This is a genomic window from Rhizobium leguminosarum bv. viciae USDA 2370 (assembly GCF_002008365.1).
Lineage (GTDB): Bacteria > Pseudomonadota > Alphaproteobacteria > Rhizobiales > Rhizobiaceae > Rhizobium > Rhizobium leguminosarum.
The window spans coordinates 144,379-167,623 of sequence record NZ_MRDL01000046.1; the positions used below are offsets into that span (position 1 = coordinate 144,379).

Below are 23,245 nucleotides of genomic sequence, written 5' to 3' on the forward strand. Positions count from 1 at the left end.
CGCATCAAACAAGTTTCTTCGCCTCTGTTCGCGAATGCTCATGATATTTGTTTTCGCGAAGCGTGCCGAAAAGCTTCAAGCTCTCCAGATGCTCGCGCTGGGCGCAATAGAACTCGTTGAGGAAGTGCAGCTCCCGGCCGGGCTTCACGGTGTCTTCATACCGGATCCTCCGGGTAATGGTGCGCACGATCTGTTCGATCTCTTTATGGTTGGACGTCTTTGTCGAGTCGCGAAGCACGTCCTCCAGCGTCTGCAGCTCATATTTGCCGTAGACATCGAGATGCTCGGCCAAGAATTCGTACTCCGCCTGCGTCGACGCGGCGGCGGGGGCGGACAACGCGAGGTCGGACAGCAGCACCGAGCGCGGAGTGTCGACCACCAGGGTGCCGGCAATGATGTCGCCGAGCCTCTGCCGGCGCCGGTTGGTAAAGGGAACGACGACGACCGCCAGAAGCCAGAGGCTCGTCAGACCGTTTTCCCAGGCCGACTGCGTGTCGACCGAAGCCAAAAGGCCCATGGGGGCGAAAATCTCCACCTGTTTCATCAGGTTGCGTGCGGTCACCTGGTGCGGCGTAAGCCGCCGTCCGTCCACATTGATGACGCGGATGCCCGTTATTCTTTTTCCGAGCGTGCGTCCGTTCCAGATGAGTTCCGAGAGGATGTAATAGGGGATCTGCACCAAAAAACCGAGCAGCACCATGAGCATCGCCTCCGCCGTCATAGGCAGCACGCCTGTGAAGATGATGGCGGTGGCACAGATGAATATGATGATTGTGGTGAAGACGATGTCGAGGAATTGCGCGCCGAAACGGGTTCCGAGCGAGGCAATGGCGAAGGTGATCGGGACGCCCTCCGGCGGGATGAACTGCTCGACGCGCTTGCCGTCCTTGTCTGTCCGGTTCATCGCACCGCCTCACGCGACGCTTTGCTTTCGCGGCCTGCAAGCAGCAGCCAGCCCACCCAGCAGACGCCCATCCCCCAGCCGATGATGAGACGCCAGGTCGGATCCTGTATCAGCTGGCGCAGGAAGCCTTCGATGAAGGCTGCCGCGACAAGCATCAGCCCTGCGAGGATGGCGAGCTTGACGGCATCATGCGCCTGGTGGCGCAAGGCTTCCTTTCGTGTTCTGGCACCGGGAAGGAGAACGGCAAGTCCGAGCCTTGCCCCACCCGCGCAAGCAATGGCGATGGCCGCAAGCTCGGTCACGCCGTGGATCGAGAGCCAGGCGAAGACGTCGTAGCCCAGCCCTCTGCGATAAAACATCGCGAAGAACGCGCCGAGGATCAGACCATTGTAAAAGGTCAGGATGAAGCTCGGCACCGACACGAACACACCAAGGGTGAAGATCAGGATGACGATGGTCGTGTTGTGGGAAAAGAGAAAGGCGGAAAATGCGGCCAGCCGGTCGCTGTCATGCCCTTCATCGCCATAGATGGTCGAACGGAGGTAGTCGGTCGAGGCATCAGGCGTACGCTGGTCGGCCATCTCCGGCGGCACCAAGGTATAGAACCAGCTCGGATCGTTGGCGCAGAGCCTGTATCCGGCAGCCGCCCCCAGAATGAGCGCCAGGAAGCCGATGAACAAAGGTAGGGCCGAGCGACGCACGGCCTGGGGAATGCCGTGCGACAGCAGGCGCCTCATCAGGCCGCCCAGGCTTTCCTGCGGGGCGTAGACGACGAGATAGGCCCGGGCGCAGAGGCTTTCCAGATAGGCAATCAGGGCGCGATCGAGAGAAATATCGCGCGCCACGCTCAGCGAGTTCATCGCCTGCCTGTAGCCGCTGGCGAGATTGCGGACCTCATCATAGCCGAGCGCGGCTGCGCCCCCTTTCTCGGCACGCGTCACGAGTTCGTCCAGTTGACGCCAGTGTGCCTCGCGCTCCAACCGGAAGCGGGCCGAACGAAGCGTATCGTTCTGGACAGCGCCGACATCGACTGTCGCACCCTTATCCATCCTGCCGTCGATACCGATATCCATCATATCATCTCACGGGATTTGATTTCGATGTAGCGCGCAATGAGATCCGAAGTCAGTGCCTCCGGCGTGCTATCGAGGCAAAGCACGCCGATACGCGCCAGCTTTTCCATGACGGCGCGCCTTTCGTGAAGGATCTGGCGTGCCGCAACCGAGCGAGCGACGGCATCGAGCGTCGTTTCCTCGGGTTCGATGAGCTTTCCCAGCATCGGATCGCGCAAGGCGACATAGACGACGAAGTGATGCCGGGCGAGCACCTGTATGTTCTCGATCATCAGCTCCGCCGTGATGGTGTCGACGAAATCGGAGAATATCACAACCAGCGACCGTCGCTTCAGGCGTCCGGACAGGTGGGTCAGTCCCAAGGTATGGTTGGTCTCCTGGGTTTCGTAGCGCAGCCCGGCGCACACCGTCTGCAGCCGCGGAAAGGCCGCTCGTCCGGGCAAGGCCGGCACGAACAGACGCGGACGGCTGTCGAAGCTGTAGAAGCCGACGAGATCGCCGGCAAGGCCTGCACCCCAGCACATGGCGAGCGCCGCATTGATGGCGCGATCGAGCTTCGTGAAGCCGGCAAGCTGTTCGCCCATCAGCCGCCCGGAATCGACGCAGAGGATGATCTGGTGGTTTCGTTCGGCCCGCATCTCGCGCACGACGAGACTGCGCATGCGCGCCGACCGCTTCCAATCGATGCTGCGCGGATCCATGCCGCTAGCAAATTCCCGCAGCTGGTGGAATTCCGATCCCTCGCCACGCAACCGCAAATCCTTCTGGCCGGCCTCCAGCGGCAGGATCTGGGTCTTGATCGCTCCCGACAGCACCGGCGATATGTCGGGCTGGACTGCGATCTCTTTGCCCACCGGCATGCGCGCGATGATCTCGAGCAGCTTCAATCGCGATGGCCACTTCAGCCACAGCTCGTTGACCGCGTATCGTCCCCGCCGGGTCAGATGAAGGTCCAGAGAGGCCTTGACCTCCCCTTCCCCGGCACCCGATGCAGGGTTGAGCCATCTGATTTCGTCGACGACAAGCTCGAGAGCGAGATCGAGCCGGATTTCGATTTTCCGGGGCAGCACGCCCTTCTGCGGCCGTACGCCGACCGTGAACGCGGTGGTGTGGCCGACAAAGCCTTGCGGCGGCAGATCGAAATCGATCGTCATCCTGCCCGCCAAGTTGGAGATGACCAGATCGGCGACCGTGAGCGCTGCGATTGCAAGCCACATGAGGAGTAGGAGATAGCTCATGTCGCGCCACCACACGCTGGTGAAGACTGTCACCGCGGCGGATATCAGAACGAGCGCGATCAGAGTGGAGGACGGCCGCATTTAACGGGGCGCATCCACGCGGTTCATGATATTGCGCAGCACCTCGTCCGGCGTGCGCCCGTCAATTTCCGCCGAGGGCGAAAGCACGATGCGATGGCGCAAGGCGGGCACCAGCAACGCCTGGACATCGTCCGGCAAGCCGTAGTCCCTTCCCTCAAAAGCCGCGCGCACGCGCACTGCCGATGCAACGGCGTCGGCTGCGCGGGTGGATGCGCCGTAGAGAATGTCGGGATCGGAGCGCGTGGCGCGCACAAGGTCGACGATGTAGGTCAGGATCGTGTTGTCCAGATGGATCGCATCGATCAGCGCCCGCCCTGTAGCGAGTGCGGCACTCGTGACAAGCGGACGGATGCCGGCATTGCGCAGGTCTGATTTCAGCGCCTGCGTCGCGTGTTTGGAGAGGATGGCAATTTCCGTATCGCGGCTGGGAAAATCGACGACAAGCTTGAACAGGAAGCGATCGAGCTGTGCTTCGGGCAAGGGATAGGTGCCCTGCTGCTCGATCGGGTTCTGCGTGGCAAGCACGAAGAAATCCGGCCCCAGGGAATAATCCGTTCCATCAAGCGTGACCATCCGCTCGTTCATCGCCTGCAGCAGGGCGGATTGCGTCTTCGGCGGCGCGCGATTGATCTCATCGGCGAGAAGAATGTCGGTAAAGACCGGGCCCTTGGTCAGGTGGAACTGATTTGTCTGGAAGTTGAAGAGATTGACGCCCAGAACATCGCCGGGCATCAGGTCTGGCGTGAATTGGATGCGACGATATTGCAGCGCCATGGCGGCGGAGACCGACCGGGCAAGCAAGGTTTTGGCCGTGCCGGGCGGACCTTCGACCAGGCAATGCCCGCCGGCAAAGATCGAGATCAGGACGAGATCGATGATCGCATCCTGCCCCTGCACCGCTTTGCCGATCTCGCCACGAACCGCAGCGATAAGATTACGAAATTCACCTAGATCCAAGGTCAATGCTCCCCAGCGATTTTCTGAATGTCTCGAGATTGCGGTGCAGATTAGCCCGCGTCATCAGATGTCCACGATCGATCAGCGCCTGTGCTGACGAGTGCAATGCTTTCGCCGCCGCCTGATCGCGGCGCGCCAGACGCTGAAACAGCCGCTCTATGCCCGCCTCGTTTCCCGCTCCAGGGCCGAAGACCAGTTGCGCCTTGTCCGCAAGCAGATGGAGCACGAACTGTCCGGTCATCCGGCCATCATTGCCCGACAGGCGCAGCAGACGCGCCGTCGCGTCGATCGCGGCAGACTTCGACAGCTCGATGTTTCCGGATGTCTCGTTCAAGGCAGGCCCGAAGCGATAGGCGCCGCGCCAGAAACAAATGGCTGCAACGACGAGCAACACTCCCCAGATGACGGACAGCGGATAGGCGAAAAACCGCTTGAAATCGGAGGCAGAGCGCTCGTAGGTCCGGCCCTCATCCGCCGGTTTCTTGCTATCCAGAGGCAAGCCTGATGTATCCAGATAGGCCGGCCGCTTCTGGCCCGCTCCGCGCAACAGCGTCACGAGCGACACGGCAAAGGAGGCGTTATCGGCGAGAGCCAGTCCATGATTGTTCAACAGGTCGGGATCCGACAGCAGATAGATGTTGGGGTCGTCCTCGCCACGCAGGAGCAGTGCGCCCGACGGTGTGCCCGCGAGCTCCTCCCAACCACCCGGGAGGCTCGACCGTTCGAAGGTTTGCGCCTGATAGAGGGCGATACTGATGGGCTGCCCCGGGTACAGCTGCGGCTGCGCCTCTTCAAAATCGGTGCTGCTACGGGCGAAGCCAAAATCTGAATAACCGATCTTGTCGAGTTCGCTGCCGATATCGGCGAGATCGACCAGTCTCGATTTGCTGGCAATACCATCCGTTGAAACGCTGCCCTGCCACTTCGGCAAAATGATCAGCGTTGGCAGGGCATAGCGGTTTGACTCCCGGATCGGACTTTCCGGGCCTGCATCATCCGCTTCCTCGTTTACCTGAGGTGCGACAGTCTCGCCTTGGCGTATCGACAAGGGAATGATGCGCAGCGAGATTTCCGAACGCGCTCGGGCGACATGAGGGTCGGATCGGACGACAGGGATACCCTTGGCTTGCAGCCACGATTCCAACGCCTTGTTGCCGAGGGCTGAGCGGTCGAAATCGCTGCCGCGCGACAGCGCAAAGACTGCCAGCGCCGCCAGCGCAAGCAACAGCCCCAGAAACAGAAGAGGGCCCGAGTTACGCATTGGCCACTCTGCCTGATGATAGCAAGCCGCGCGCGGTCGTAAGAAGGACGCTAAAATGGCTTTCCGCGAGCGTGCGGCCGCCGTAATGAACGAGCTCCACTGCGGTCAGAAAATTTTCAAGCCGATCGCGGTCGGGCATGTTGCTCGGTAGACGGGCGAAAACAGCCCGCTCCGTATCCGAACGGAAAAGCCGTGTTCCGGTCACGTCAGCCGCGTGAAGCAGGCAATGTCTGAGCAGCAGGACAAGCGCCTGCCGTCGATCCGCCATGGCGGCAATGCGGTGCAGGAAGTCGCTCGGCTTTTCCTCGGCCTCGGCTGCCGATATGCGCCAGCTTTCCGGCGCCTCCCCCTGCCGCTTGATGTCGCGTGGGGCCGATGAAAGCAAGACGCCGCCATTACCGAAGCGGATCCACAAGCCGATGACCAGGATGAGACCGACAAGCACGACGGCAACCGCCAGAGACCCGCTGACGACCGGCTCCCGCGGGATCATCAACGGTTTGCGTTGTGGTGACGATGTTGTCGTATTCGACGCCGGTTCGACCTTTGGAGAGGCATCGCCATAGACGAGCGTGCAGCGCAATCCATTCTGCTGGCACTGCGCCGCATATTCGGCTCCGACGGCGCTCCTTTGATGATCACCGCCCCCAATCTGCTGACTGTCACTTCCCTGCGCCTGCGCAAGTGAAAACTGAGCCGAGGCGGCGAGCAACAAAGCCGCCAGCAGGCCGAGGTTGCGGATGACCATGCTCTAGGCGAAGACTTCTGCTCTCACTTCGGGGCGCAGAGGATCGGGCCCGAACTTGTTCGGACCCTCCGTGCCCCTGAGCACGCAAATCACCAACATCGCAAGGCCTGCAATGAAACCGACGGCGGGAATCATGTTCAGGATGAACAGTGCGAGATACCACCAAGCGGAAATGTTGCGATCATGGAAGCGGCGAACCTGAAGAGATATCTGCGGCAAAAACATTGCAAGCGCGAACAATCCACCGACGGCCCCGAAAGCGAATAACACTGACGAAGGTCCATCCTGAATATCGGAAAAGGCACCGGCCAAACTGGCCACGATTAGAAGTGCGATCCCTACAAGCACATAGAACAGTTGAAACCACCAGAACTCCGAGCGGGAGGCCCTGCCGGAAAAGGTTGCATATTTCTGCGTTAGAACAGTCCGAACGGCTTCAGTAAACCCCATTTCAATGCCCCCATTTATGCTGACGCAAGCGCGGTGATCCCCGGTCTCACTATCCTCTTGCTCGCAGTCATTTCAGACGAAAAACAGCTACAATTCAAACGTAGAAATTGCAATAAGTTGGTTGCATCGGGTCATTATTTTAAAAGCAATGCTTAACGCGTTGAGATTTTCACCTCGATGACCGCAAGGTGGACGTGAAGGTCCCTGACCTGTTGGGGAGAATTTCACCCGTTTAACGGGCTGTTTCCGCCTTACGCTCCCAACTGCATGACAAGCGATTGATGGCAGTGCACGCCGACGAGCACGCCTGAGGCGGAGGCGAGTGTGGCATTGTGCATGGCGCTGGCCGCATCGCCGGCGGCGAAGACACCCTTGACGGTGGTTTCCTTGTTGTCACCGGTGCGGATGATCGGCCCGAACGGGCCGCCGTCGAAGGCGCAGCCGAGCTGTTCGGCAACCGGGCTCGCCATTGCCGTTTTCGGCGCGACGAACACGGCATCGAGCGGCACGACGCGGCCATCGGCGAGGCGAACGGCCTCGAGCTTCGGATTGTCGCCCAACAATTCGACGATAGGGCTGCGTTCGATCCGAACGCCCCGGGCGCTCAGCTTCAGCAATTGCTCTTCATCGGGCTCGAATAGCGCCTGGGTGAAAAAGGTCGTTACTCCCCAGTCCGGAATCATCATGGCCGAATGGGCCGAATGCGGATGGTTTGCGAGAACGCCGAGCTTGCCGCCGCCCACCTCGTAACCGTGGCAATAGGGGCAGTGCAGCGCGGAGCGGCCCCATCGCTCCTTGAGGCCGGGGATCTCGGGCAGCGTGTCGCTGACGCCGGTTGCGAGCACGATGCGCGCGGCTCGTTCTTCGCCGCCGTCTTCGGTGCCGACAATGAACGCGTCACCATCCCTCCGTGCCCGAACGACTTTCCCCTGGCGGATGGTGATGGTCGGATAAAGCGAAAGCTGCTGCTTTCCCTCTTGCATGATCGCCGCCGGCGTTTGGCCGTCCTGGCCGAGGAAGCCGTGCGACGCTTCAGAAAACCGATTGCGCGGCGCGCCGGCGTCAACCAGCAGAACCCGCCGCCGTGCCCGGGCCAGCTGCATCGCTGCCGACAAGCCGGCGAAGTTTCCGCCGATGACGATGGCTTCGAACGACATGGAACTCTCCCTTGATATGGAACTCACGACTCAACATAAGTTACATGATCTGGCGCCGTCAAGCATCATGTTACTTGTCTTGTTACGATCCGCTTGCGATAATGACCCGCCCGATCGACAGGAAGAGAACCATGCGCAACGACAGCCGCCTTTCACGCATGCTGCACGTGCTGATCCACATGGATAAGCACCAGCACGCTTCGACCTCCGACATGATTGCGAAAATGCTGAACACCAATCCCGTCGTCGTCCGCCGCACCATGGCCGGTCTTCGCGAACAGGGCTACGTCCGCTCCGAAAAAGGCCATGGCGGCGGCTGGACGCTGGTACGTCCGCTGTCCGAGATCACCCTGCTCGACGTCTACAACGCCATCGGCGAACCGCATCTCTTCGCCATTGGCCCGGCCGACGACCAGCCGCAATGCCTTGTGGAACAGGCGGTGAATGTCGCCCTTGGCGACGCGATGAAGGAAGCCCAGGCCCTGCTGCTGCGACGATTGGACAGCGTGACGCTGGACAAAATCGCAGCCGACTTCGAGGCAAAACTGACCGCGCTCCCGGCCACATCCTATTCCTGCGCTTCTTGAGCGGGGATTACGTCCTGCGGTAGAGGAAATAACGGCCCTCCTTCACGTCGGCAGGCAGAGGCAGAAGCTCGGGGTGCTCCAGCGGCAGACCACCGACGGCGCCGCCGCTACGGGCGAGCACGCCGGCCCAACCGTCTCGTGGCAAGCGCACAAGGTGTGTCGTTTCCGCATCACTTTCCGTAAGGTTGCAAAAATCCGCTTGGCAATGGCGCATTGCTTCGGTACAAAACGCTCACCGCTTTAGTTCGAACACAAGGGAGGCGTTGCATGCCAGCAATCATCGAAACCTTCCCGTGCGGAATGTCCCGACGCTAGGTCATTTCCATTCGCGGCCCGCCTTAAGCGCGCCCGACATGCGGTTTTCCCTTAATTCATAGCCCGATTGATCTGACGGGATCATTTCGTCTCCCGCTTGGGCTGTGCCATCCAACTCTCTATTTTGAGGACCGGTCGCCGACACGGCGCCGAGCGATTAAAATGACTCGCAAGAAGCTCGATTTCCGCGCCGATGCCTATCGCCATGTGCTCGGCTTTGTTTTCCATCATTGGCGCCATCGGCCTGTCTTGGTGGGCGGTATCATCGTGTTGGTGATATCAAGCACCCTGGCAGAAGTCATGGTGCCGGTTTTCTCAGGCGAGATCGTCGATGCCATTGCCGGCGGCAATGCGGCTGACCGGGCGCTGCGCGCCTTCGTCATCGTCGTGGCTCTGGGCCTGACCAGCGTGGCACTGCGCTGGTTCATCTTCAACGGCATCATCCGGCTGACGCTGCGCACCATGGCGGATGTGGTCAATAACGGTTTCCACAAGGTGCAGCGGTTCTCGACCGACTGGCACGCCAACAGCTTTGCCGGTTCGACGGTGCGCAAGATCACCCGCGGCATGTGGGCGCTCGACGCGCTTAACGATCTGCTGCTGGTAGCGCTGCTGCCGTCCATCGTCATGCTGGTCGGCGCCAGCATCGTGCTCGGCAGCTACTGGCCCATCATGGGCCTGATCGTGGCTGCGGGCTCGCTGATCTATATCGGTGTCACCGTGGCGCTTTCCATGGGCTTCGTGTCGCCGGCGGCAAGGCTTGCCAATGCCTGGGACACCAAGCTTGGTGGCGCACTGGCGGATGCCATCAGCTGCAATTCGGTGGTCAAGGCCTTCGGGGCCGAGAGCCGCGAAGAGACGCGACTGGGCCAGGTGCTGGCCAGATGGGACAGCCGCACGCGGCGGACATGGAAGCGCGGCACATTGAGCGGCACGATCCAGGGCTTCATGATGGTTTCCATGCAGGCCGGTATTTTGGGAACGGGCCTGGTGATGTGGCAGCAGGGGCTGGCGACGCCTGGCGACATCACCTTCGTGCTGGCCATGTTCTTCGTTCTGCAAGGCTATCTGCGCAATGTCGGCCAGGACATCCGCAATCTGCAGCGTGCCGTCAACGACATGGAAGAACTGGTGCTGCTCGACAAGATGCCGCTTGGCATCGAGGACAAGCCGAACGCCAAGCCTATCAAGATTGGCGAGGGCGAGATCGTCTTCGATCGCGTGACCTTCCAATATGGCGCTCATCCCACCCCGCTTTATGAGGATTTTTCGGTCATCATCAAGCCGGGTGAGCGCGTGGGCCTGGTGGGGCATTCGGGCTCCGGCAAGACCACCTTCGTCAAGCTCATCCAGCGCCTCTATGACGTGAACTCGGGCGCAATCCGCATTGACGGGCAGGATATCGCAGGTGTTAGGCAATCCAGCCTGCGCGGCCAGATCGCCATCGTGCAGCAGGAGCCCATTCTGTTCCACCGCACGCTGGCGGAAAACATCGCCTATAGCAGGCCGAACGCCTCGCGCCGCGAGATCGAGCACGCAGCGAAACAGGCGAGCGCCCACGACTTCATCATGGACCTTCCCAAGGGCTATGAGACACTGGTGGGGGAACGCGGCGTCAAGCTGTCGGGCGGCGAGCGGCAGCGTGTCGCCATTGCCCGTGCCTTCCTGGCTGATGCGCCGGTGCTGATCCTGGACGAAGCGACATCGAGCCTCGACAGTGAGAGCGAAGTGCAGATCCAGCAGGCCATGGAACGCCTGATGAGCGGCCGCACGACGCTTGTCATCGCGCACCGGCTGTCCACGGTGCGAGCGCTGGACCGGCTGCTGGTCTTCGACAAGGGAAATATCGTTGAAGAAGGCGACCACCAGGCGCTGATCCGGCTTAACAACGGTATCTATCGCCGGCTGTTCGAACGGCAGGCGCTGGAACTGACCAAGGGTCTGGTGGCGTGAACCGAAACACTACAGCGCCCCGCTTCTTTTCAGACGCGCAAGGACGCTGTAGCACTTTGAATTGCGGCAGATTCCTTTACGTCCTCCGATAGAGGAAATAACGGCCTTCCTTGATCCCGTCTGGCAGCGGCAGCGCCACCAGCTCGGGATGCTGCAGCGGCAGCCCGCTGACGGCGACGCCGTTATGGGCAAGCACGCCGGCCATCAGCTGTGGCAACCACGTCAGTGTCACCGCGTCGACCTCGTCATGGCCGGTGCCGATATCGGCATGGGCAAGGGCTGCACCGATGCCGACGAAGGCCTGGCCGGACTCGCGGATATTGCCAGTGACCATGTCTTGCGCCTCTGGTGTCGAGGCCGAATAGGAACGGACTTCCCAGTCGAAAGCGACAATGCGCCGGCCGGGAAAGTTCTCGCGCAGGTGATCATAGGTGCGGCCGTTGCCAAGGCCGAACTCCAGAACCGGGCCCTCAATTTCCCCCACCAGATCGATGATCGAGTTCAGAATGTCGCGTTGAGCCGTCAACCGGCGAATGAAGCTGTCGAGGCGGCTCATCTAATCCGTATCCGTCATGAAATCGTTAGCGGTCCTGGAGCAATTCCAGCAAAAAGTGCGGCAGCGGTTTTGCGTTCGGAATTGCGTAAAAACAAAAAGATAGAGCGTTTCCGAGTGTCCCGGAAACCAGAAAAGGCTCTAACACATGAAACCTCGCCAAGTCGATTGCCGTAAATGGGAATTGGCGTTGCAGTGGCAACATGGGTCTGTGCTAAGCTCGATGACATGAAAACCGTGACCGACGAAGATTTCTTTGCCGAAGTGCCGCTCTTCAGCGAATTCGAGGGCGTGACCGACGCCGCCAACTACCGGCCGCTGCCGGATGGATGGGTGATGGCGCTCGCCGATATCGTCGGCTCGACGCAGGCGATCGGCGCCGGCCGTTACAAGGACGTCAACATGGCGGGCGCCAGCGTCATTTCAGCGGTGTTGAATGCCGTCGGCAAGGGCGACTATCCCTTCGTCTTCGGCGGCGACGGCGCGCTGATCGCACTTCCGGGTTCACTGGAGGCGGCGGCACGCGAGGCTCTTGCCGCCGCGCAGGTCTGGGTCGAGGAGGATCTGAACCTGGTGCTGCGCATCGCCATCGTGCCGGTCGCCGACACCCGCGCCGAGGGCCTCGACGTCCGCGTCGCACGTTACTCCGCAAGCCCTTATGTCACCTATGCGATGTTCTGGGGCGGCGGCACCAGCTGGGCCGAAAGACAGATGAAACTCGGCCGTTACGGCATTGCCCGCGCGCCCGCTGGAACCCGCCCGGATCTCACCGGTCTCTCCTGCCGGTGGAGCCCGATCGATGCTAGAAACGGCGAGATCGTCTCGATTATCGCCGTGCCCGGCGAAGGCCGGCCAGGCCGGGAATTTCAAGAGCTCGTCAGCGGCATCGTCGCCATCACCACCGAGCAGAACCGGGACAGCCATCCGGTACCGGCCGATGGTCCGGACCTTGCCTTCTCGCTGCATGGTATCAATCGCGAGGCCAAGGCCACCGCGCCACCCAGCCGGCGGTTGTGGCAGAAGCTCTTCATCTTCCTGCAGCTCGGCATCACCGTCGCGTGCTACAGGCTCGGCATTCCGCTCGGCCGCTTCGATGCCCGCCGCTACAAGCGCGACGTCGCCGACAATTCCGATTTCCGCAAGTTCGACGACGGGCTGAAGATGACGATCGACGTCGACGCCGAACACCTGAAGCGCATCGAGACTTTGCTGCAACAGGCCCAAGCCAAGGGTGTGGCCCGCTACGGCCTGCATCGGCAATCCTCAGCGCTGATGACCTGCTTCGTGCCGACGCCGATCGCGCGCGATCACATCCATTTCATCGATGGCGCCGCCGGCGGTTATGCGGTGGCCGCCAGCCAGATCACCGGCAAGTCGCTTTCGGCTGTTTCCGTCACGCCTTGATGACGTGATCGGCCGAGAGGCCGAGCCGGTTGAAGACGTTGCGCGTGTCGACAATCAGCGAGGCGTTTTTTGCGAGCGTCGCATAATCCACCTTGTCGTGGTCGGTCGCGACCAGCACCGCATCGTAGCCGGCGATGGTCTCCGGCGTCAGCGCCACCGATTTGCGGCCCTTCAGCGCCTGGTATTCGCGCGTCGGCGGGATCTCGGCGACGAAGGGATCGTGATAATCCGCCCGCCCGCCACGCTCCTCGATGATCTCGATCAGCCGCAGCGACGGGCTCTCTCTTATATCAGCGACGTTCTTCTTGTAGGCGAGCCCGAGCACCAGCACCCTGCTGCGGCTCAGCGCCTTGCCGGCGCGGATGTCGAGCGCCTCGGCAAGCTTGCCGACGACATGACGCGGCATTGCCGAATTGATCTCGCCGGCAAGTTCGATGAAGCGGGTCGGCAGCTCGTATTCGCGCGATTTCCATGTGAGGTAGAAGGGATCGATCGGGATGCAATGGCCGCCGAGACCCGGGCCGGGATAGAAGGGCATGTAGCCGAAGGGCTTGGTCTTGGCCGCGTCGATCACTTCCCAGACGTCGATGCCCATCGCCGCATAGACGGTCTTCAGCTCGTTGACGAGGGCGATGTTGACCGAGCGGAAGATGTTTTCGGTGAGCTTCACCGCCTCGGCCGTCGCATTCGAAGAGACCGGAACGACTGACGATACCGCCGCGCCATAGAAGGCCTTCATCAGCGCCAGCGCCTCGGCCCCGTCGCCGGCGACGACCTTGGGGATGGTGGCGGTATGATAGTGTTGGTTGCCTGGGTCCTCGCGCTCCGGCGAGAAACCGACAAAGAAGTCCGAGCCGGATTTCAGCCCGGTGCGTTCGAGAATGACCTTTACCACATCATCGGTCGTGCCGGGATAAGTGGTCGATTCCAGCACGACGAGCTGACCGGGGCGCAGGTGCGCAGCAATCGAGCGCGACGTCGCCTCGACGAAGGAAAGATCGGGATCACGATGCTTGGTGAGCGGCGTCGGCACGCAGATGATGATGACGTCACACTCGTCGAGGCCGGCGAAATCGGTCGTCGCCTTGAAGCGGCCCGCATCGATCTCAGCGGAAAGTGCTGCGTCGGTCACCGCGTCGATATAGGACCGGCGGGCATCGAGAGCCACCATCTTGCCTGGATCGATGTCGAAACCGGTGACCGCAAAGCCGCTGCGCGCCACCGCCATCGCCAGCGGCAGACCGACATAGCCGAGGCCGATGATACCGGCACGCGCCGCGCGGGTTTCGATCTTCTGCAAAAGCGTATCGAAGGAGGAGAAGGCCAAGGCGGGATCTTTCAAACGGGGAAGAGAAGGCTGATCTAATGCATGATCCGGGCAAATTAAACCCGGGCTCCGTCTCTCCGCTGACGAGAGGAGCAGAAAACACGGCCGCGACCCCTTGCGATGCTTATCGGATGTGGCTGACCGGGTGTGGCCGAAATGACTCGGTGACGGCCCTTGCTGCAACTTGAGCGCACAAAAAATTGCGCATCCCATTGTTTCGCATTTGCAGCATCCCTATTTTGACTTTTGATAATGAACCACCTGGAAAGGACAACCCGTCCGATCCCCCGATATGGGGAGCTGAGGGGCGCCGCTGCCGGGCTTTCGGCAGATCCGTTGACACAATAATACCGCTCGTACATCCTGATTTCCTTGTGACCTGCGCATGAAAATGTGCCGGCCGAGGGACTTTTGGCTCTTGGGGATGGCGTGCCTTATGAGGATCATACCGAGAATGAGCACGATCGAATCCAGCGTGTCCTCCATCCTGTTGGACCGGGTCGCTGAATGGCTGACGAACTCTTCGCTGGCCGGAGACGAGCTTGAAAATATCGTCCGTGGTTTCTGCGAAAGGCTCACGGCTGCAGGCCTGCCGCTTGCGCGCGTGCATCTTTCCTTTTCGATGCTGCATCCGCTCTACGATGCGCTCAGCTTCACCTGGCGGCGCGCCAGCGGCGTCACCATCGAAGGCTTCCGTATGCCCGCCGGGCAAAAGCCGGATCGCTTCCTGCAGAGCCCCTATTACTACCTGCTCGACAACAATCTGCAGCACATCCGCCGCCGGCTGCTGCAGGATGGGCCGAACGAATTTCCCATTTTCGAAGACCTGCGTAAGGACAGCATCACCGACTACCTGGCCTTCGTGCAGCCCTTCGGCGACGGCTCGGTGCAGGGCATGATGGGTTCCTGGTCGACGGACCATAACACCGGCTTTTCCGACGACATGATCGATGCGCTGCTCAGGATGCAGAACCATCTGGCGGTCGCCGCCAAGATGGCGGTGCTCGGCAAGCTCGCCAACAACATGCTGACCACCTATCTCGGCGGCGACGCCGGCAAGCGGGTGCTGAACGGCCAGATCCGCCGCGGCGACGGTGAGACGATCCGCGCAGCCCTCGTCATGGGCGACATGCGCGAATCCACCATGTATGCCGAAAAGGAAGGCCGGCAGGCCTATATCGACACGCTGAACCAGTTCTTCGATGCGATCGCCGCCCCATTCAACCGCAATGGCGGCGAGATCCTGAGTTTCCTCGGCGACGGCTTCCTCGCCGTCTATCCTTGCGGGCGCCACAAGGACCCATCGAAGATTGCCTGCGAGGCAGCGCTTTCGGCTGTCCACCAGGCGCAGGCGCGGGTCGCCGAGCTCAACAGGGACCGCGAGCAGAAAGGCCTGTCCAGGGTCGGCTACGGCATCGGCCTGCATGTCGGCAATGTCATGTTCGGCAATGTCGGCCTCAAGGACCGCCTGACCTTCTCCGCCTTCGGCTCGGCGGTCAACGAGGTCCAGCGTCTGCAGATCCTGACCAAGAAATACGGCCGCGAGGTCGTCGCCAGCCAGGCCTTCGCCGGTTATTGCGGCGGCGAGTGGACGACGCTCGGCGAGGAGAAGCTGCGCGGCATCCGCCAGAAAGTGACGGTGCTGCAGCCGCGCGCGCCCGCGCCAGCAATCAATGTCGACGAGAGCTTCCGCGAGGCCGTGCAGAACGGACTTTCAGAAGCCGAGCAGGTCATTCTCCTGCATCGCGACGCCAAGAAACAGGTCACGCGCACCAGCATGGAGAAATTCATCCAGTAACAGCTTAGAACCCCTCTCATAATCTGCGCGTCTCGCCTGGGGAACTTCGGCGGGACATGCTGGTTTTTCTATGATTGTCATCAGCTAGACACCCCGTTTGCGGTACGATAGTGTGCCTTAACGGGAACATAGAAGACTGGGGAATTTCATTGGTATGGCGTCTGCAGCCGATCTGTTGCGTATTGAAAATCTCGACGTCTCCTTCTCGGTTTTCGGTGACCGGTTACGCGTCGTAAAAGAAGCCAATCTTCGCATTCTTCCGGGCAAAGTCACCGCTCTCGTCGGTGAATCCGGCTCCGGAAAATCGGTGATCAGCCAGTCGGTCATGGGCATCCTGCCCAATCCGGCCAAGGCTACCGGCCGCATCCTCTTCACAGATCCGCTCGACGGCAGCACGACCGACATCCTGTCCTTTCCGCGCGACAGCGAGGAAATGCGCGACCTGCGCGGCCGGCGCATGGCGACGATCTTCCAGGAGCCGATGACCTCGCTCTCGCCGCTGCATACGATCGGCAATCAGATCAGCGAAGTGCTCCTGATCCACACCGAAACCGACAAGCAAGAAGCGCGCGAAAAGACCGAGGAGATGCTCGGCCTGGTCGGGTTTTCGAACCCGCATCGAACCTACGACATGTATCCGTTCGAACTGTCCGGCGGCATGCGCCAGCGCGCGATGATCGCCATGGCGCTGATCTGCAAGCCGGCCCTTCTGATCGCCGACGAGCCGACGACGGCGCTCGACGTGACGATCCAGGCGCAGATCCTCGAATTGCTCCGCGAGTTGCAGGCCAAGCTCGGCATGGCGATGCTGCTCATCACCCACGATCTCGGCATCGTCGCCAACATGGCCGACGAGGTGGTCGTCATCTATCACGGCGAGATCATGGAGGCCGGGCCGGTCGAGGATATCTTCCGCAATCCGCAGCATCCCTATCTCAAGGGGCTGATGGCCGCTGTTCCGCATTTCGACATGAAACCCGGCGAGCGGCTGAAAGCGCTGCGCGATGTGAAGGTCAATCTCGAAGCCCTTGTCGGCATGAAGAAGCCGCGCCAGGCAGAGGCGCCGGGTATCCTGCTTTCCGTCGCCAATCTCTCGAAGACCTACAAGACGCGCAAGCGCAGTTTCTTCGGCAAGCACGAAGCCACCGTCCTGCGCGCCGTCGACGACGTCAGCTTCGACATCCGCCGCGGCGAATGTCTTGGCCTGGTCGGGGAGTCCGGCTGTGGCAAGACGACGCTCAGCAAGATCCTGATGCGCGCCATCACGCCGGACAGCGGCGCCGTGGTGTTCAACGACGGCAAGGAGGTCGTCGACGTCCTCTCGGTCAAAGGCTCCGAACTGCAGGACATGCGGACCAAGATCCAGATGGTGTTCCAGGATCCGGTCTCCTCGCTCTCGCCGCGCATGACGGTGCGCAACATCCTGAGCGAACCGCTCGAGATCCATGACCGCGGCGACAGTGACGAGCGCAAGCGCAAGGTCGAAGGATTGATGGCGGCAATCGGCCTCGACAAACGTTATCTCAGCCGTTACCCGCACAGTTTTTCGGGCGGCCAGCGCCAGCGCATCGGCATCGCCCGCGCACTCGCGCTCGGCCCGAAGCTCGTCATCCTCGACGAGCCGGTTTCGGCCCTCGACGTCTCCGTGCAGGCGCAGATCCTCAACCTGTTGAAGGACCTGCAGAAGGAGCTGGGGCTTACCTATCTCTTCATTTCGCACAATCTCGCCGTCGTCGATTACATGGCCGACCGCATCGCCGTGATGTGTAAGGGCCGCATCGTCGAAATCGCGCCGCGCGAGATCATCCTGCGCGATCCGGTGCACCCGTATACGAAATCGCTGCTTGCCGCCGTCCCCTTCCCCGATCTCGACCGACCGCTCGATTTCAAGGCGCTCAGGGAAAACGGCGCCGCCGACAAGCAGAACTGGGGCGTGACCTTCACCGCCGAGCATGACGACGCTTCCGAACTTGCCTATGCCGACCTCGGCGACGGCCATCTGGTGCGCGCCCGCAAGGGCGCCGATGCCAAGGAGTTGCGTGGATGGTGACGCGTCGCACATTCCTGGGCGGCCTCGTCGGTGCGGCGATCGCGCCCGCGGTGTTGAGGGCACAACAAGCCGCCGAACCCGAATTCCTGAAGGAGCGGCTGACATCAGGCAGCCTGCCGCCGATGGCCGAGCGCATTCCGCTGCGCCCACGCATCGTCAATCTGAAAGAGATGGGGCTCGAACCCGGTGCCTACGGCGGCACGGTGCGCACGATCATCGGCAGCCAGCGCGACATCCGCTTCATGACGATCTACGGCTATGCCCGCCTGGTCGGCTACAACAAGCACCTGCAATTTCAGCCGGATATTCTGGCCGGTTTCCAGTCCGAAGACGACACGGTCTTCACCTTCACGCTGCGCGAGGGCCATAAATGGTCCGACGGCCAGCCGTTCACGGCCGACGATTTCCGCTACTGGTGGGAAGACGTCATCCTGAACGACAAGCTGACGCCCGGCGGCGGCGCGCTGGAGCTTCGTCCGCACGGCAGCCTGCCGCGCTTCGAGATGCTCGATCCGCTGACCGTGCGCTACACCTGGGAAAAACCCAACCCGATGTTCCTGCCGACATTGGCAGGCCCCCAGCCGCTCGTCATCTTCGGCCCTGGTCATTATCTCAAGCAGTTCCACAAGAAATTCCAGCCGGACCAGGCGAAGATGGACGAGCTGATGAAGACCTACCGCGTCAAGAAATGGCAGGATCTGCACATCAAGATGGCGCGTTCCTACCGTCCGGAAAATCCGAACCTGCCGACGCTCGATCCCTGGCGCAATACGACGCCGCTGCCGTCCGAGCAGTTCGTCTTCGAGCGCAACCCGTTCTTCCACCGCATCGACGAGACCGGCCGGCAGCTTCCCTATCTCGACCGTTTCATCCTCAACGTCTCCTCGTCGTCGATCATCGCCGCCAAGGCGGGTGCAGGCGAAGCCGACCTGCAGGTAACCGGCATCGATTTCAACGACTACACCTTCCTGAAGGAGGCCGAGAAGCGCTTCCCGGTGAAGGTCAATCTCTGGAAGCTCGCGCGCGGCTCGCGCATCACGCTGCTGCCGAACCTCAACTGTGCCGACGAGGTGTGGCGCGGCCTCTTCCGCGATGTGCGCCTGCGCCGCGCTTTGTCGCTGGCGATCGACCGGCACGAGGTCAACATGGTGGCCTTCTACGGCCTCGGCACGCCAAGCGCCGATACCGTCCTGCCCGACAGCCCGCTCTTCAAGCAGGAATATGCCGACGCCTTCGTGAAGTTCGATCCCGACGAGGCCAACCGCCTGCTTGACGAGCTCGGCTTGACCAAGCGCGACGACGACGGCATCCGGCTGCTGCCCGACGGGCGGCGCGCCGAGATCACCGTCGAGACCGCCGGCGAGAGCAATCTCGACACCGATGTGCTGGAGCTGGTGCACGACCACTGGGCCAATATCGGCCTTGCGCTTTATACCCGCACCTCGCAGCGCGACGTCTTCCGCAACCGCGCGATGAGCGGTTCGATCATGATGTCGATCTGGTACGGCCTCGACAATGGCGTGCCGACGGCCGACATGTCGCCCGCAGGCCTTGCGCCAACACTCGACGATCAGCTGCAATGGCCGCTCTGGGGCATGCATTACCTCTCCGCGGGCCAGGAGGGCGTTGCACCGGATCTGCCGGAGGCTGCGGAACTGGTCGACCTGCTTAGCCAATGGGGCTCGACGGCGAAATTCGAGGAGCGCCAGGTGATCTGGCATAAGATGCTGTCGCTCTATACGCAGCAGGTATTTTCGATCGGCCTGATCAACAGCACGCTGCAGCCGGTTCTTCGCGCCGCCAAACTGCAAAACCTGCCGGAGAAAGCGCTCTACGGCTTCGATCCCACCTCCTATCTCGGCGTCTATATGCCGGATGCATTCTGGTATAAGGAGGCCTGAGGCCGTGCTCAGATATATTCTCTGGCGCATCGCCGCCATGGTGCCGACGCTCTTCGTCATTTCGGCGCTGGTCTTCACCATCATCGAGCTGCCGCCGGGCGACTTCTTCGAGAGCCAGATCGCCGAGCTGCGTGCCTCCGGTGAGACCGCCAACCTTCAGGAAATCGAGGAGATGCGCCAGCAATACGGCTTCGACAAGCCGGAGATCGTGCGCTATTTTTACTGGGTCGGCGGCATGCTGCACGGTGACTTCGGGTACTCCTTCGAATATCAGCTGCCGGTCTCCGACGTGGTCGGCGACCGCCTCTGGCTGACGATGCTCGTCTCCTTCACGACGATCCTGCTCACCTGGCTGATCGCATTTCCGATCGGCATCTATTCGGCCACGCACCAATACAGCTGGGGTGACTACGGGCTGACGTTCCTCGGCCTGATGGGCATCGCCATTCCGAATTTCATGCTGGCTCTGATCCTGATGTATTTCGCCAATATCTGGTTCGGCATCTCGATCGGGCACCTGATGGACCAGCAATATATCTCGGCGCCGATGAGCTGGGAGAAGGCACGATCGATCCTCTCTCACCTCTGGATCCCGGTCATCATCGTCGGCACGGCAGGCACGGCCGGCATGATCCGGCGGCTGCGCGCGAACCTGCTCGACGAGATGCAGAAGCAATATGTCGTCACCGCGCGCGCCAAGGGCCTGCCGCCCCTCAAGGCGCTGCTAAAATACCCGCTGCGCATGGCGCTCAACTTCTTCGTCGCCGATATCGGCTCGATCCTTCCGTCGATCATCTCGGGCGCCGAGATCGTCGCGATCGTGCTGTCGCTGGAGACGACGGGGCCGATGCTCATCAAGGCACTTCAGAGCCAGGACATGTATCTCGCCGGCTCCTTCCTGATGTTCCTGGCCTTCCTCAATGTCATCGGCGTGCTGATCTCAGACATCGCACTCGGCTTCCTTGATCCCCGCATCCGTCTGCAAGGCAGGAGCACCAAATAATGTCGCCCCTTCCCGCACCCGGCGCGCCGCTTGCGCATTACGTCTCGACCGCTCCTTTCGATCCGCACGCGACCGAAAGCATGACGGCAGCGCAATCGCGCATCCATCTCGCCTCGCAAAAGCAGCTGATGTGGTGGAAGTTCAAGCAGCACAGGCTCGCTTTGATCTCCGGCATCTTTCTCGCCGCCGTCTACCTGATGATCCTGATCGTCGAGTTCCTGGCGCCCTACGGCCTGCACACGCGCAATGTCGATTTCATTCATGCACCGCCGCAGCGCGTCCACTTCTTCGACAAGGGCAGCTTCGTCGGTCCCTTCGTCTACGGCCGGAGCATGACGCTCGATATCGACACGCTCCACCGGGTCTATACCGACAAGAAGAATGACGTGCAGCCGATTCGTTTCTTCTGCCGCGGCGATGGCTATAAATTCTGGGGCTTTGTCGCCTCGAACTATCATCTTGTCTGCCCGGCGATCGGCGGGCAGATGTTCCTGCTCGGCACCGACCGGCTCGGCCGCGACGTGCTGTCGCGCATCCTTTACGGCGCGCGGATATCGCTGACGATCGGTCTGATTGGCATTTCGATCAGCTTCGTGCTCGGCATCATCATCGGCGGCCTTGCCGGTTATCGCGGCGGCATTTTCGATCTCATCGTCCAGCGCCTGATCGAAGTGCTGCAATCGCTGCCGAGCCTGCCGCTCTGGATGGCGCTGGCAGCCATCATGCCGGTGACGTGGAGCCCGATCGTCATCTATTTCGGCATCACCGTCATCCTCGGCATCATCGACTGGACGGGGCTGGCGCGTGCCGTGCGCTCCAAACTCCTGGCGCTGCGTGAGGAGGATTATGTCCAGGCCGCACAGCTGATGGGCGCCAGCACGCCGCGCATCATCGGCCGACATCTGGTGCCGGGCTTCATGTCGCATCTCATCGCTTCGGCGACGATTTCCATCCCCGGCATGATCCTTGGAGAGACCGCGCTCTCCTTCCTAGGCCTCGGCCTTCGTCCGCCGATCACCAGCTGGGGCATTCTGCTGACCGAGGCAAAAAGCGTCAGCGTCATCGCCTTCTATCCATGGCTGCTCTATCCGATCATTCCTGTTGTTCTTGTCATTTTGGCGTTCAACTTTCTGGGAGACGGCTTGCGTGATGCGGCAGATCCCTACAAATAGCAGGAAATGCGGCGGTACGTCACGGCACCGCCCCCTCCTCTTGGCCTCCCGACGGTGGGGGCACTAAGTATGTCGCTCACCCCAGAAGGGATGCCCATGTCCAGACGTCTCGAAGATGCGCGCATCCTCATGTACAGCCACGACACCTTCGGTCTCGGCCATCTGCGCCGCTGTCGCGCCATCGCCCATGCGCTGGTGGAGGATTATCGCGGCCTCAACATTCTGATCATTTCGGGTGCCACGATCGCCGGCGCCTTCGACTACCGCGCCCGCGTCGACTTCGTGAAGATCCCGAGCGTCATCAAGCTGCGCAACGGCGAATATACGTCGCTTGCCAGCCATATCGACCTGCACGAGACGTTGAAGATGCGCGAGTCGAGCATTCGCCACACGGCCGAGACCTTCCAGCCAGATATCTTCATCGTCGACAAGGAACCGATGGGGCTGAAGGGCGAGGTCGAGGATACGTTGGCTTATCTCAAGGCTCGCGGTACCGTCCTGGTGCTCGGCCTGCGCGAGATCATGGACGCGCCGCATCTGCTCGAGGCCGAGTGGAAGAAGAACAGCATCATGCAGAAGATCGACCAATATTACGACAGCGTCTGGGTCTATGGTCCGCCGGATTTCTACGATCCGCTGATCGGCCTCGACGTGCCGGCCAGCCTGCGCCGGAAGATGGATTTCGTCGGCTTCCTGCAGCGCAGCGTCTCCAGGGGAAAGACCTCAATCAACGCCCGCAAGGATAATTACATCCTCGTCACGACTGGTGGTGGCGGCGACGGCTCCGATCTCGTCCACGACGTCATGAACGCCTACGAGGCCGACCCGACGCTGACGCAGAAGGCGCTCGTCGTGCTCGGTCCCTATATGCCGGCCGCCGAGCGGGCCAAGCTGGTGCAGAAGGGAGAAGCGATCCCCTATATCGAGGTGATCGAGTTCGACAACCACATGGAAGAGCTGATCGACAGCGCCACCGGCGTCGTCGCCATGGGCGGCTACAACACCTATTGCGAGATCCTCTCCTTCGACAAGCCGGCCCTCATCGTGCCGCGCGTCAAGCCACGCGAGGAACAACTGCTGCGCGCCCAGCGGGCAAGCGAGCTCGGCCTCGTCGACATGCTGCTGCCGGATCAGTCGGTCGACCCCACCATCATGGCCGAAGCGCTGAAGCGCCTGCCCTTCCGCCAGCCGCCGTCGAAGAGCGGCGGCAATATGCGTCTCGAAGGGCTGGACCATATCTCGCAGACCGTCGGCCGGTGGATCGACGGCCGCGGCAGCCACCTTTCCCTCGTCGGCGCGGAATAGGGCACAGC

The 23,245-nt window shown here is 61.4% G+C and carries 19 protein-coding genes and 1 pseudogene; 9 read left to right on the top strand and 11 right to left on the bottom strand.

Translation table 11 applies throughout. The features are described from left to right. Positions 1-4 precede the first annotated feature (4 nt). From BS629_RS22720 to BS629_RS22755, 8 genes are all read right to left on the bottom strand, one after another. Complete coding sequence (locus BS629_RS22720; RefSeq protein WP_018246278.1) at positions 5-904, bottom strand: RDD family protein; 900 nt, start codon at positions 902-904, stop codon at positions 5-7. Then, positions 901-1,977: a stage II sporulation protein M gene (locus BS629_RS22725; RefSeq protein WP_018246277.1), complete on the bottom strand. Its 1,077-nt coding sequence runs from the start codon at positions 1,975-1,977 to the stop codon at positions 901-903. The genes BS629_RS22720 and BS629_RS22725 overlap by 4 nt, the downstream gene beginning before the upstream one ends. Next, positions 1,977-3,296 (bottom strand): DUF58 domain-containing protein, encoded by a 1,320-nt coding sequence (locus tag BS629_RS22730; protein ID WP_018246276.1) that lies wholly within the window; start codon positions 3,294-3,296, stop codon positions 1,977-1,979. Before BS629_RS22730 ends, BS629_RS22725 begins: the two co-directional genes overlap by 1 nt. Next, on the bottom strand, positions 3,297-4,253 hold the full coding sequence (locus BS629_RS22735; protein WP_018246275.1) for an AAA family ATPase: 957 nt from the start codon (positions 4,251-4,253) through the stop codon (positions 3,297-3,299). Then, positions 4,240-5,514 carry a hypothetical protein gene (locus BS629_RS22740; protein WP_077988513.1) on the bottom strand — a complete coding sequence of 425 codons (1,275 nt, stop codon included), beginning with the start codon at positions 5,512-5,514 and terminating at the stop codon, positions 4,240-4,242. The genes BS629_RS22735 and BS629_RS22740 overlap by 14 nt, the downstream gene beginning before the upstream one ends. Beyond that, on the bottom strand, positions 5,507-6,262 hold the full coding sequence (locus BS629_RS22745) for a hypothetical protein (RefSeq protein ID WP_018246273.1): 756 nt from the start codon (positions 6,260-6,262) through the stop codon (positions 5,507-5,509). The genes BS629_RS22740 and BS629_RS22745 overlap by 8 nt, the downstream gene beginning before the upstream one ends. 3 nt (positions 6,263-6,265) lie before the next feature. After that, positions 6,266-6,712, bottom strand: coding sequence for a DUF805 domain-containing protein (locus BS629_RS22750; RefSeq protein ID WP_018246272.1), 447 nt, complete (start codon positions 6,710-6,712; stop codon positions 6,266-6,268). Between the two features lie 251 nt (positions 6,713-6,963). Then, the gene (locus BS629_RS22755) at positions 6,964-7,869 is read right to left on the bottom strand and encodes an NAD(P)/FAD-dependent oxidoreductase (protein ID WP_018246271.1); all 906 of its coding nucleotides are present in this window, start codon (positions 7,867-7,869) and stop codon (positions 6,964-6,966) included. Positions 7,870-8,000: 131 nt separating this feature from the next. Here BS629_RS22755 and BS629_RS22760 point away from each other — a divergent pair, with 131 nt between their 5' ends. Next, a complete protein-coding gene (locus BS629_RS22760) occupies positions 8,001-8,456 on the top strand; it encodes an Rrf2 family transcriptional regulator (protein WP_018246270.1) in 456 nt (151 codons plus the stop codon). Between the two features lie 7 nt (positions 8,457-8,463). Here BS629_RS22760 and BS629_RS40570 read toward each other — a convergent pair. Beyond that, positions 8,464-8,583, bottom strand: a pseudogene (locus tag BS629_RS40570) (class I SAM-dependent methyltransferase); the annotation flags it as partial. Positions 8,584-8,933: 350 nt separating this feature from the next. On the opposite strand from BS629_RS40570, the gene BS629_RS22770 reads away from it, so the two are divergent. Next, positions 8,934-10,724, top strand: a complete 1,791-nt coding sequence (locus tag BS629_RS22770; protein ID WP_018246268.1) for an ABC transporter ATP-binding protein — start codon at positions 8,934-8,936, stop codon at positions 10,722-10,724. A gap of 76 nt (positions 10,725-10,800) precedes the next feature. Here the strand turns inward: BS629_RS22770 and BS629_RS22775 are convergent, their stop codons facing one another. Further along, positions 10,801-11,280 carry a class I SAM-dependent methyltransferase gene (locus BS629_RS22775; RefSeq protein ID WP_018246267.1) on the bottom strand — a complete coding sequence of 160 codons (480 nt, stop codon included), beginning with the start codon at positions 11,278-11,280 and terminating at the stop codon, positions 10,801-10,803. Between the two features lie 174 nt (positions 11,281-11,454). Between BS629_RS22775 and BS629_RS22780 the strand changes: the two genes are divergently transcribed. Beyond that, a complete protein-coding gene (locus BS629_RS22780; protein ID WP_018246266.1) occupies positions 11,455-12,681 on the top strand; it encodes a DUF3095 domain-containing protein in 1,227 nt (408 codons plus the stop codon). On the opposite strand, the gene BS629_RS22785 is transcribed toward BS629_RS22780, so the two are convergent. Further along, entirely contained in the window at positions 12,671-14,008 is a 1,338-nt protein-coding gene (locus BS629_RS22785; protein ID WP_018246265.1) for a nucleotide sugar dehydrogenase, read from the bottom strand. The genes BS629_RS22780 and BS629_RS22785 overlap by 11 nt on opposite strands. Positions 14,009-14,462: 454 nt before the next feature. Between BS629_RS22785 and BS629_RS22790 the strand changes: the two genes are divergently transcribed. The 6 genes from BS629_RS22790 to BS629_RS22815 all read left to right on the top strand — a co-directional run bounded on the left by BS629_RS22790 (position 14,463) and on the right by BS629_RS22815 (position 23,237). Next, positions 14,463-15,806 carry an adenylate/guanylate cyclase domain-containing protein gene (locus BS629_RS22790; RefSeq protein WP_026188741.1) on the top strand — a complete coding sequence of 448 codons (1,344 nt, stop codon included), beginning with the start codon at positions 14,463-14,465 and terminating at the stop codon, positions 15,804-15,806. A gap of 154 nt (positions 15,807-15,960) precedes the next feature. Next, entirely contained in the window at positions 15,961-17,856 is a 1,896-nt protein-coding gene (locus BS629_RS22795) for an ABC transporter ATP-binding protein (RefSeq protein ID WP_018246263.1), read from the top strand. Further along, positions 17,850-19,757, top strand: a complete 1,908-nt coding sequence (locus tag BS629_RS22800; protein WP_018246262.1) for an ABC transporter substrate-binding protein — start codon at positions 17,850-17,852, stop codon at positions 19,755-19,757. The genes BS629_RS22795 and BS629_RS22800 overlap by 7 nt, the downstream gene beginning before the upstream one ends. Before the next feature lie 4 nt (positions 19,758-19,761). After that, positions 19,762-20,760: an ABC transporter permease gene (locus BS629_RS22805; protein ID WP_018246261.1), complete on the top strand. Its 999-nt coding sequence runs from the start codon at positions 19,762-19,764 to the stop codon at positions 20,758-20,760. Next, positions 20,760-21,932, top strand: coding sequence for an ABC transporter permease (locus tag BS629_RS22810; RefSeq protein ID WP_018246260.1), 1,173 nt, complete (start codon positions 20,760-20,762; stop codon positions 21,930-21,932). Before BS629_RS22805 ends, BS629_RS22810 begins: the two co-directional genes overlap by 1 nt. 96 nt (positions 21,933-22,028) lie before the next feature. Continuing rightward, positions 22,029-23,237, top strand: coding sequence for a glycosyltransferase family protein (locus tag BS629_RS22815; RefSeq protein WP_018246259.1), 1,209 nt, complete (start codon positions 22,029-22,031; stop codon positions 23,235-23,237). Positions 23,238-23,245: the final 8 nt, after the last annotated feature.